Genomic DNA, 11682 nt, shown 5'->3' with positions numbered 1-11682 from the left:
GACTGATGATTGGGCAACTGAATTTTCCCGCGCTGTGGCCCTACTGGCCGGAACTGATTTCCGGCCTGTGGGTGACTATCCAGCTAACGGTGATGGCTACCGTTGGGGGCGTGGGGCTGGGTATTCTGGGGGCAGCGCTGCGAAGCGGTAAACCCTCACTACTCAGCCGCTGCTGGGGCGCTTATGTCGAACTGATCCGCAATACGCCGTTTGTGGTTCAGCTATTTTTTATCGTTTTCGGCCTGCCCAATCTGGGCCTGAAACTCACCGCCGGAGAGGCGGCGCTGCTGGCGATGCTGATTAACCTCGGTGCCTACAGCACGGAAATCATCCGCGCCGGTATCCAGGTGACGCCGAAAGGGCAGTGGGAGGCCGGGCGGGTGCTGGGCTTAACCCGCACTCAGACGTTTATCCGCGTGGTGCTGCCGCCGTCAATGAAGCGTATTTATCCGGCGCTGGTGAGCCAGTGCATTATCGTGATGCTTGGCTCCTCGGTGGTGTCGCAGGTCTCTTATGAAGAGCTGACCTTTGCCGCCAACCTGATCCAGTCGCGGACGTTTTTGAGTTTTGAAGTGTATCTGGTGACCACGCTGATGTATCTGGCGCTGTCGATTGCCATGCGTCAGCTGCTGCTGGCCGCCGGGCGTAAATGGTTCGGGGAGCAGCCGTAATGACGACCTTTACCGACTGGGACATTCTGCGCAATCTGCTGCTCGCGGCGCGCTGGACTATCCTGCTGTCGCTGACGGCATTCTTTGGCGGCACGCTGGTGGCGATGCCGCTGGTGATGGTTCGCCTGACCCGTCGCCGCTGGCCGTGCCGCTTTATCCGCGCCTGGACCGAACTGTTCCAGGGAACGCCGCTGCTGATGCAGCTGTTTCTGGCCTTCTTCGGCGTGGCGCTGTTCGGCATTGACGTTTCGCCGTGGACCGCCGCCTCGCTGGCGCTGACGTTTTACACCAGCGCCTTCCTGATTGATATCTGGTACGGCAGCATCCAGGCGCTGCCGAAAGGGCAGTGGGAAGCCTGTCGCTGCCTCGGTCTGAGCTTTGGCCAGACGCTGTACCGCGTGGTTCTGCCACAGGCGCTGCGCATCGGCATCGCGCCGACCGTGGGCTTTGCCGTACAGGTGGTGAAAGGCACGGCGCTGGCGTCGATTATCGGCTTTATCGAGCTGACCAAAGCCGGAACCATACTGAACAATGTGACGTATCAACCGTTTAAAGTTTTCGGGCTGGTGGCGCTGGGCTACTTCCTGATGTGTTATCCGCTGTCCCGCTACAGCCAGTATCTGGAGAAGAAATTCAATGCCGCTCATCACCATTAATCAGGTGCAGAAATACTATGGCGACAACCACGTACTGAAAGGCGTGGATCTCGACATCGAAATGGGCCAGGTGATCTCCATCATCGGCCGCAGCGGTTCGGGGAAAAGTACCCTGCTGCGCTGCATGAACGGGCTGGAAGGCTATCAGGAAGGTAGCATTAAACTGGGCGGGATGACCATCACCGATCGTGAATCCCAGGCGCGTGAAATCAGCCATTCTGTCGGCATGGTGTTCCAGAACTTTAATCTGTTCCCGCATATGACCGCGCTGGAAAACGTCATGCTGGCACCACGCCGCGTGCTGAAAAAAAGCGACGCCGAGTGCCGGGCGCTGGCGGCGGAAATGCTCAATAAAGTCGGGCTGGGGGATCGCATGGATTACTATCCTGCCAACCTGTCCGGCGGCCAGCAGCAGCGCGTGGCGATTGCTCGTGCGCTGGCGATGTCACCGAAAGTATTGCTGTGTGATGAGATTACCTCGGCGCTCGATCCCGAGCTGGTTGGCGAAGTACTGAAAGTGCTGGAGCAGCTGGCGAAAGAGGGCATGACGCTGATCCTCGTGACGCATGAAATGAATTTTGCCCGCGAAGTGGGCGACCGCGTAGTGTTTATGCATCAGGGCCGCGTTTGGGAGCAGGGCGACAGTAAAACCCTGTTTGCCAACCCACAGACCAATGAGCTTAAACAGTTTATCTCCTCGGTGCGTGGGCTTTAGGCTACTTTGTTTGCCATTTTGCACCTGGGCAGTGCTCAGAATCCTCACGTACTACGTGTACGCTCCGGTTCTTGCGCGCTGTCCGTGTGCAAACTGCCTGCACCAGTAACGCCTGAAGCGTTATTTACATATAGGAATCGATGATGGATTTATCTAAATTTACCCAGATCAACCCGCCGCAGCGTTTACTGATGGGGCCGGGGCCGATTAACGCTGACCCGCGCGTGCTTCGCGCCATGTCCAGCCAGCTGATCGGGCAGTACGATCCGGCCATGACCCAGTATATGAACGAAGTGATGGCGCTGTATCGCGGCGTGTTCCGCACCAAAAATCAGTGGACCATGCTGATTGACGGCACGTCGCGCGCGGGTATCGAGGCCATCCTGCTGTCTGCTATTCGTCCGGGTGACAAAGTTCTGGTGCCGGTCTTTGGCCGTTTCGGCCATCTGCTGTGCGAAATTGCCCGCCGCTGCCGCGCGGAAGTTCACACCATTGAAGTACCGTGGGGCGAAGTGTTCACCCCGGATCAGATTGAAGACGCGATCAAAAAAGTGAAGCCGCGCCTGCTGCTGACCGTGCAGGGCGACACCTCGACGACCATGCTGCAACCGCTGGAAGAACTGGGTGCCATCTGCCGTAAATACGGCGTGCTGTTCTACACCGACGCGACCGCTTCCTTCGCCGGTAACGCGCTGGAAACCGATGCCTGGGGACTGGATGCGGTCTCTGCCGGCATGCAGAAATGCCTGGGCGGCCCGTCAGGAACTTCGCCGATCACCCTCAGCCCGCTGATGGAAGAGGCGATCCGCAAGCGCAAATGCGTGGAAGCGGGCATCCGTACCGATGCGCACCAGGACGGCGACGATGAGATGATCTACTCCAACTATTTCGATCTCGGCATGATCATGGATTACTGGGGGCCTGAGCGCCTGAATCACCATACCGAAGCTACCTCTGCGCTGTTCGGTGCCCGCGAATGCGCGCGCCTGATTCTGGAAGAGGGGCTGGATAACGGCATCGCCCGCCACAAGCTGCACGGCGACGCGCTGCTGAAAGGCATTCAGGGAATGGGGCTGGAAACCTTCGGTGACCTTAACCACAAAATGAACAACGTGCTCGGCGTGGTGATCCCGCAGGGCGTCAACGGCGATCTGGTGCGTAAGCTGGTGCTGGAAGATTTCGGCATTGAGATCGGCACCTCGTTTGGCCCGCTGATTGGCAAAGTGTGGCGCATCGGCACCATGGGCTATAACGCGCGTAAAGACTGCGTGATGCAGACCCTGAGCGCGCTGGAAGCCGTGCTGAACCACCTTGGATTCCGCACAACCCAGGGCGCTGCGATGCAGGCAGCCTGGGATCACTATAACGGGAGCCGTTAATGAGTGAGTGCCTGATGACGGCCGACGCCGCCGCTGAGGCAGCGGCGCGTGTGATGGCCCGCTGCGATGCGCTGGCAGAAATCAGCGAAACGCCGGGCGAACTGACCCGCGTTTATCTGTCGCCGGAGCTGCTGCGGGCTAACGCGATGGTTGGCAAGTGGATGACGGCGGCAGGGATGAAAGTGTGGCAGGACAGCGTCGGCAATATCTGCGGGCGCTATGAGGGCCAGCAGGTCGGCGCGAAAGCGCTGCTGCTGGGTTCTCACCTGGACACGGTGCGCAATGCAGGGCGCTATGACGGCATGCTCGGTGTGCTGACCGCGATTGAAACCGTGCAGTACCTGCACGATCGCGGCGAGCGCCTGCCGCTGGCCATTGAGATTATCGGTTTCTGCGATGAAGAAGGCACCCGTTTTGGTATCACCCTGCTGGGCAGTCGCGGCCTGACCGGCAGCTGGCCGGAAAGCTGGGTCGATCACCCGGATGCCAACGGCATTACCGTGGCGCAGGCGATGAAAAACTGCGGGCTGAATGCCGACCGCATCTGGCAGTCGGCGCGCGATGTCGAAGACTTCGTGGCCTATCTGGAGTTGCATATCGAGCAGGGACCGTGCCTGGAACAGGAACAGCTGGCGCTGGGTGTGGTGACGGCGATTAACGGTGCGCACCGCCTGAACTGTCGCTTTGTTGGCGAGGCCGGTCATGCCGGAACCGTGCCAATGAGCCACCGTAAAGACGCGCTGGCCGCCGCCGCCGAGTGGATAGTGTATATCGAACGCCGCACGCCGCAGATTGGTCCGCAGCTGGTGGCCACGGTCGGCACGCTGCAGTGCCAGCCGGGCGCGGTCAATGTGATCCCTGGTGATGTGGCGCTGTCACTCGACGTGCGCGGCCCGGAAGACGGTCCGCTCTCCGCACTGTTGGCCGATCTGCTGGCCGAAGGCGAGGCGATTGCCCAGCGTCGCGGCATCCGCTTCAGCGCCGAGGAGTTTTACTGCATTGCCGCCACCGCCTGTGATACAGAACTGCAGGCCGCGCTGACCCGCGCCGTGGTTCAGGTGCAGGGGCGCAGCGTATCGCTGCCGAGCGGTGCCGGGCATGATGCCATCGCCGTGGCCGAGCGCTGGCCGTCGGCGATGCTGTTCGTGCGCTGCGATCGCGGCATCAGCCATAATCCGGCAGAGTCGGTGACCACGGAAGATGTGGCGCAGGCGGTTCAGGCGTATGTGCAGGTGGTGAATGAGGTGGCGGGCAGGGCGTAATCCCGTGCATCAGCCCGCGTTTATCATGGCGTAGTGTTCCAGGTGGCGGCGCAGGGTGGGAGAAAGTTATATTGATTTTCTACCTTAAAACCTCTGATAGTGGGGGTTCCCTGCCGCCATTTTGTAAGAATCTTGCGCCTGATGTGGAACGACGATCGCTTTTTCGAAAAAATTGAAACCACCCTCGGCGTGGACTACCTGCTGCGCGCGCGCGAGGGGGTGCCCGAAAAAGGGGTATATATTCGCCCTCATGTGCATCTGGAACACGAGATTATGTGGTTCCGCCGCGCCGAGGGATCGTACTCAATCGGCAGTGAAAAACTCGCGCTGCGCGACAATACGCTGGTTTTTGTAGGATCGATGATCCTGCATGATATGGAGCTGGCGTTTACCCCCGATCACGAACGATTTTTACTGCAGTACAGCAATGCGGTGATGAACCGGCTCAAATGCCCGCTGCCCTTTACCGGCCAGCACGCCGGGTTTGTTCTTCAGCTCAATGAACGTGATGCGGAACGCATGCAGTTTCTGTTTACCTGGTTTACGCAGCTGCACGACGAGCCGCACAGCTCCCGCGAATCCAACCCGTTATTAACGCTGCTGCTGAATACGGTTTACGGCCACGCCGAGCAGGCCGTTAAGGTGAACGTTAGCGAAGACAAGAACAGCACCTTCGACAGCCTTATCGATTTTGTCGTGCAGATTGAACGGGATCGGACTTTCAGCATCACGCTGAACGACGCCGCCGAACGCTGCGGGCTTTCATCCAGCCACTTTTCCCGCACCTTCAAAAAAATCATGCAGATCAGTTTTAAAGACTATCTGGTCAGAAAGAAAATTGCCGTCTCAGCCGAGCTGCTGAGAAATACCGAATTGAGCATTACGGATATCGCCTACCAGTGTGAATTCACCGACAGCGCCTATTACTGTTTTAAATTCCGAACGCTGATGGGCGTAACGCCAAAAAAATTCAGGACCTACAGCCGCTCGACAAAGCAGCTATCCACGAAACACGACCCGCTGCCCTGACCGGTCCGCCGTTGGATCGCGAAAATATGCTCTCTGTGCTGACCGGCCGCCGGTGCGCTTCCTGAAGCTGTCGCTTAGACGAATTGCTTTTTTCAAAAGGGTGATCGTCGTTACACCCAAAGCGCAAAAAAATTATATAAAGCCGCAATCTCTCTACATTAACCCGCCCCGATAAAGCCTATTTTTGATACCAGCTGGCCCGCTACCCCCTGAACCTGCAGACACAACACCAGAAGGTAATCTATGTCCAAGCTGACGATTAAAGAGAAAATTGGCTACGGGCTGGGTGATGGCGCATCGAACATCATCTGGCAAACCATCATGCTGTTTATGGCCTACTTCTACACCGATATCTACGGCCTCAGCCCCTTTCATATGGGCGTGATGTTTCTTTTTGTCCGCATCGTTGACGCCTTTTTTGATATTTATATTGGCTTCCTGGCGGATCACACCTCAACCCGGCACGGCCAGTTCAGGCCTTACTTACTCTGGTTTGCCCTGCCGTTCGGCATTCTCGGCTCGCTGACCTTCTTCACGCCGGATCTGGGTGAAAGTGGTAAAATTATCTATGCCTACGTGTCGTATACGGCGCTGTCCCTGCTGTACACGCTAGTGAATGTGCCGTACTGCGCGATGATCAATAATTTATCTCAGGACCCCGATGAACGGCTGTCGATGCAGTCCTACCGCTTTGCCTTCGCGGCGCTGGGCGGGATTATCGTCTCCGCCGTGGCGCTGCCGCTGACCAAAGTGCTGGGCGGCGGCAACCTTCAGCAGGGCTATTTCTATGCCATGGTGCTGATGGGCGTGGCCAGCACCGTGATGTTTTATCTCTGCTTCGCCCTGACCCAGGAACGCTATATCCGCCCGGTGGATAAATCACAAAAATTCAGCATGGTATTCAGCGAGCTTCGCTATCTGACGTCGGATGCCAACTGGCGGCGTTTATTCCTGCTAAACGTAATTAACCTGACGGCGGGAATATTAAAGACCGGTGGGGCGATGTATTTTGTTACCTATTATCTTCATCGGCCCGAGCTGGTCGGCGTGGTTCTGACCATCATTCTCGGGGCTAAGTTTTTTGGTTCAATGTTTACCACTACCCTCTATTCCCGATTAGAGCGGGTGTTTGCCTATAAATTGGCGATGACGGTGCAGGCATTGATTATGATTGCGCTGTTCTTTATTCCGTCGCAGCATGCGGTGCTGATTTGCTGCATTATCGGCTGTATTCACGTTATCAACTCAACGGCAACACCGCTGCAGTGGAACCTGCTCAGCGATATTATCGACAATATTGAGAATAAAGCCGGCAAGTCCTTCAGCGGTCTGGTTTTCTCCACCAATATTTTTGCGATCAAGGTTGGTATTGCCGTGGGTGGCGCACTGATGGGGTGGATACTCACCGTCGGCGGCTACGTGGGCAACGTGCCAACCCAGTTGGATTCGGCCACGCTCTGCATCAGATTAATTTTTACTATTATCCCCGCACTGTTAATTCTCAGCCTGATTCTGGTATTGAGAAATTACGATCTCAGCCCGAAACATCCTGACGGCAGCAATGAGAACGAGGCCGCTAACGGCGTGCTGTCAGACGTGAAAGGAGAAGCAAGATGACCACCATTATTAATCCCATCTTACCCGGTTTTAATCCCGATCCGTCGATTATCTTTGCGAACAATGCTTATTATATTGCCGCTTCGACGTTTGAATGGTTCCCCGGCGTGAGCCTGTATAAATCATACGATTTAAAAAACTGGAAATTGATATCTTATCCCTTAAATCGGGTCAGCCAGCTGGATATGAAAGGCAACCCGGATTCCGGTGGCGTTTTTGCACCCTGCCTGACGTTTGATAAAGGTATTTTTTATCTGGTTTTTAGCGATGTTAAAAATCTGACAGGCCGCTTCTGGGATGTGAATAATTATATTGTCAGCACGACGGACATCGAAGGTGAATGGTCAGAACCCACCTATCTCAACAGCCGGGGCATCGATCCCTCTCTGTTCCATAAAAGCGACGGCACCAAGTGGCTGGTCAGCATGGAAATGAGCTATCGCGATGGCGGCAAGCCGGGATTCCCAAAATGGAACGGCATCATCATCCAGCAGTACGATGAACAGCGTAAGCAGCTTATCGGGGAATGCCGAAAAATTTATAACGGCAGCGAACTGGGGATCACCGAAGGCCCGCATCTTTATGAACGCGATGGCTGGTTCTACCTGCTGACCGCCGAAGGAGGCACTTTCTATAATCACGGCGTGACCATGGCGCGATCCCGGCAGCTAATGGGGCCGTATGAAACCGATCCCTGCGGCCAGATGATGACCTCTCGCTATGACTGCCGGCTGCCTCTTCAGCGCGCCGGCCATGCGGATCTGATTGAAACCGGGCAGGGGGAGTGGTTTATCGTTCACCTGTGTGGCAGGCCGCTGCCATCGCGGGGCAGAAGTCCGATGGGCAGGGAAACGGCCATCCAGAAAGTGTACTGGAACCAGGACGGCTGGCTGCGGCTGGTGAATGAGAAAAACACCCCGGAGCTGGTGGTTCATACGCTGCTGCCGGAAAAACCCTGGCCAGCGATGACGGGACGGGATGATTTCGATACGCCTGTGCTGCCGCTGCACTACCAGAGCCTGCGCATTCCCCTGACCGACGCGTTTTGCAGCCTGACGGCGCGGAAGGGCTGGCTTCGCCTGCATGGCCAGGAATCCCTCAGTTCTCATCATCATCAGAGCTTAGTGGCCAGAAGGCAGACCGATTTTGCCTTCCGGGCGCAGACCCGTATCGATTTCCAGCCCGCTTCCTTCCAGCAGATGGCCGGGCTGGTCTGCTACTACGACACGACCAATTACCTGTACCTTTATCTCACGCGTGATGAGCACGGCAGACGCACCGTCAATCTGCTGATTAACGATCTCAACCGGTTCAGTGAACCGAGCCGGAACGGCATCGCGCTCGACGATGACGGCCCGGTATACCTGAAAGTGGAAGTGGACCACGATGCCGCCTGGTTCTTTTACTCCCTTGATGAGCGGGAGTGGCATCGCGTGGGGGGCTATGTGGAATACAGCAAACTGTCCGATGAATACTTTAAGGAGCGTGGACACGAGCGCTTTACCGGGGCTTTTGTTGGGATCTGCTGCCAGGATTTCACCGGGCAGAACGCCTTTGCCGATTTCGACTACTTCTCTTATCAATCGCTGGACGAGGGCTGAGCGCTATCTTCGAATGGCCCGGCGTAACGGAGACGATATGGCATGGCATCCCCATCGCCGGGATACCCGGCGCCATCGTATTACCCTGTTGTTCAATGCCAACAAAGCCTATGACCGGCAGGTTATTGAGGGCGTGGGCGAATACCTTCAGGCATCGCAAAGCCGGTGGGATATCTTTATCGAAGATGATTTTCGTATGCGCTCAGCTCCGGCTGCTGACCGGCTGGGTGACGGGGTTATTGCAGACTATGACGATGCGGATATCGAGGCGCAGCTTGCTGGCGTTGCGGTGCCGGTGGTGGGGGTGGGCGGTTCCTTCCTGCATTCGCCGTATCCGCCGGTTCACTATATCGCCACGGATAACGCGGCCCAGGTCGAACTGGCCTGGCGGCACCTGCAACAAAAAGGAATTTCGCAGTTTGCCTTCTATGGCCTGCCGGACAGCCTGAATCACCGCTGGGCGAAAGAGCGTGAAATGGCCTTTCGACAGCTGGCCAGCCGCAACGGCTACCCGCTGCGCGTTTATCAGGGAAGCGAAACCTCGGCGGTAAACTGGCAGCATGCGCAAAATCGGCTGGCTGACTGGCTGCAACAGCTTCCTGCTCACTGCGGCATCATTGCCGTCACCGATTCTCGTGCCCGCCATATCCTTCAGGCCTGCGAGCATCTGAACATTCCGGTACCGGACACGCTGTCCGTTATCGGTATTGATAACGAAGAGCTGACGCGCTATTTGTCGCGCGTGTCTCTCTCATCCGTGGTTCAGGGAACCCGGCAGATGGGCTTTCAGGCCGCCAGGCTTCTCCAGCGGCTGCTTGACGGCGAGCCGCTGCCGCTGCAACGCATTCTTATCCCCCCGCAACGGGTGATTGGTCGGCGTTCGACCGATTATCGTTCTCTGAACGATCCCGTGGTGATTCAGGCAATGCACTTTATCCGTGGTCATGCCTGTCAGGGTATCCGCGTGGAGCAGGTACTGGATGCGGTTGGCCTCTCCCGGACCAGCCTCGACGGCCGATTTAAGGCAGAAACGGGGCAATCGTTGCATGCGATGATCCACGCGGAAAAACTGACCCGCGCCAGAGAGATGCTCAGCGCCTCGCCGCTGCCCGTGACTGAGATTGCACAGGTCTGTGGCTATCCCTCACTGCCGTACTTCTATGCGGTATTTCGAAAAGCGTATGGCATCACCCCCGGAGAATACCGGGAGCACAATCGCCACAGTGATCCCTGATTTGTCTTATTTTTATCTTTTAATTTCAATGAATTGATGTTGTGTCGCCGTGGGGGCTGCTGAAGAGTGTGATCGCCAGCACGGTTGCAAATTCTCGCAATCGGGTCGTGAAATATCGCAATTGAGGCGTCGGGCCATTACGAAGAGGATGAGGCAACACGGAGATTCATCATCCCTCAACCCGGAGTCTGCAATGAGCATCTATTTCGACAGGTTAGATAAAGTTCGCTACGAAGGCACACAGAGCCGCAACCCGCTGGCATTTCGCCACTACAACCCGGATGAGATAATCCTGGGTAAGAGCATGAAAGATCATCTGCGCTTTGCCGCCTGTTACTGGCATACGTTCTGCTGGAACGGCGCAGATATGTTCGGCGTTGGGGCTTTTGACCGCCCGTGGCAGAAAGTGGGGAATGAACTTGAGCTGGCTAAACTGAAAGCGGACGTCGCCTTTGAGTTTTTCCACAAGCTGGATGTGCCGTTCTATGCCTTCCATGATGTCGATGTGTCGCCGGAAGGCCAGTCGGTGCGGGAGTATCAGAGCAACCTGGCGGAAATGACCGATGTCCTGGCCCGCAAACAGGAAGAGAGCGGCGTCAGGCTGCTGTGGGGCACCGCGAACTGTTTCACTAACCCCCGTTATGCTGCCGGTGCCGCGACCAACCCAAACCCTGAGATTTTCTGCTGGGCGGCGACGCAGGTCTTTCATGCAATGAACGCCACGCACAAACTGGGTGGAGAAAACTATGTGCTGTGGGGCGGTCGTGAAGGCTACGAAACGCTGCTGAATACCGACCTGCGCCAGGAGCGCGAGCAGATCGGACGCTTTATGAATCTGGTTGTTGAGCATAAATATAAAATCGGCTTCACCGGCCCTCTGCTGATTGAGCCGAAGCCACAGGAGCCGACTAAACATCAGTACGACTATGATGCGGCGAACGTGTATGGCTTCCTCAAGCAGTTCGGCCTGGAGAATGAAATTAAGCTGAATCTGGAAGCGAACCACGCCACGCTGGCGGGTCACTCGTTCCATCATGAAATTGCGACCGCCATCGCGCTGGGTATCTTTGGCTCCGTTGACGCCAACCGCGGCGATCCGCAGTGCGGCTGGGATACCGATCAGTTCCCGGTCAGCGTGGAGGAAAATGCGCTGGTGATGTATGAAATTCTGAAGGCCGGTGGCCTGACCAGCGGCGGGCTGAACTTTGATGCCAAAGTCCGTCGTCAAAGCACGGACAAATACGATCTGTTCCACGGCCATATCGGCGGCATGGATACCATGGCGCTGGCGCTGAAAGTGGCTGCGCGGATGATTGAGGACGGCGAGCTGGAGCAGACGGTAGCCGATCGCTATGCCGGCTGGAGCAGTCCGCAGGGGCGTCAAATCCTGCAGGGCAATCTGTCACTGGAAGCGCTTGCTGACTACACCAGCGGAAACAACCTTGCCCCTCAGCACCAGAGTGGTCGCCAGGAGCAGTTGGAAAATCTCGTTAATCGTTACCTCTTCGGTTAATTCTT

At 56.7% G+C, this 11682-nt stretch carries 10 protein-coding genes; all 10 read left to right on the top strand.

What is annotated here, in order from left to right; translation table 11 throughout:
- Positions 1-5: 5 nt before the first annotated feature.
- The 10 genes from JOE09_RS09705 (at position 6) to xylA (ending at position 11677) form a co-directional block, all read left to right on the top strand.
- Positions 6-671: an amino acid ABC transporter permease gene (locus JOE09_RS09705; protein ID WP_105590683.1), complete on the top strand. Its 666-nt coding sequence runs from the start codon at positions 6-8 to the stop codon at positions 669-671.
- Entirely contained in the window at positions 671-1327 is a 657-nt protein-coding gene (locus JOE09_RS09700; protein ID WP_123335480.1) for an amino acid ABC transporter permease, read from the top strand. The genes JOE09_RS09705 and JOE09_RS09700 overlap by 1 nt, the downstream gene beginning before the upstream one ends.
- Entirely contained in the window at positions 1308-2042 is a 735-nt protein-coding gene (locus JOE09_RS09695; protein WP_105590685.1) for an amino acid ABC transporter ATP-binding protein, read from the top strand. The genes JOE09_RS09700 and JOE09_RS09695 overlap by 20 nt, the downstream gene beginning before the upstream one ends.
- A gap of 143 nt (positions 2043-2185) precedes the next feature.
- Positions 2186-3421: a pyridoxal-phosphate-dependent aminotransferase family protein gene (locus JOE09_RS09690; RefSeq protein ID WP_200547633.1), complete on the top strand. Its 1236-nt coding sequence runs from the start codon at positions 2186-2188 to the stop codon at positions 3419-3421.
- A complete protein-coding gene (gene hpxK / locus JOE09_RS09685) occupies positions 3421-4683 on the top strand; it encodes an allantoate amidohydrolase (RefSeq protein WP_205065605.1) in 1263 nt (420 codons plus the stop codon). The genes JOE09_RS09690 and hpxK overlap by 1 nt, the downstream gene beginning before the upstream one ends.
- Before the next feature lie 141 nt (positions 4684-4824).
- Positions 4825-5712: a helix-turn-helix transcriptional regulator gene (locus JOE09_RS09680; protein ID WP_205065604.1), complete on the top strand. Its 888-nt coding sequence runs from the start codon at positions 4825-4827 to the stop codon at positions 5710-5712.
- Between the two features lie 243 nt (positions 5713-5955).
- A complete protein-coding gene (locus tag JOE09_RS09675) occupies positions 5956-7329 on the top strand; it encodes a glycoside-pentoside-hexuronide (GPH):cation symporter (RefSeq protein WP_205065603.1) in 1374 nt (457 codons plus the stop codon).
- On the top strand, positions 7326-8930 hold the full coding sequence (locus JOE09_RS09670) for a glycoside hydrolase family 43 protein (protein WP_205065602.1): 1605 nt from the start codon (positions 7326-7328) through the stop codon (positions 8928-8930). The genes JOE09_RS09675 and JOE09_RS09670 overlap by 4 nt, the downstream gene beginning before the upstream one ends.
- Before the next feature lie 37 nt (positions 8931-8967).
- Positions 8968-10164: a XylR family transcriptional regulator gene (locus JOE09_RS09665; protein WP_205065601.1), complete on the top strand. Its 1197-nt coding sequence runs from the start codon at positions 8968-8970 to the stop codon at positions 10162-10164.
- 193 nt (positions 10165-10357) lie between these two features.
- Entirely contained in the window at positions 10358-11677 is a 1320-nt protein-coding gene (gene xylA, locus JOE09_RS09660) for a xylose isomerase (RefSeq protein WP_205065600.1), read from the top strand.
- The last annotated feature ends 5 nt before the right edge of the window (positions 11678-11682 follow it).

This window comes from Pantoea coffeiphila (assembly GCF_016909495.1).
GTDB classification, from domain to species: domain Bacteria; phylum Pseudomonadota; class Gammaproteobacteria; order Enterobacterales; family Enterobacteriaceae; genus Erwinia; species Erwinia coffeiphila.
This window is presented reverse-complemented; position numbering and strand designations above follow the sequence as displayed.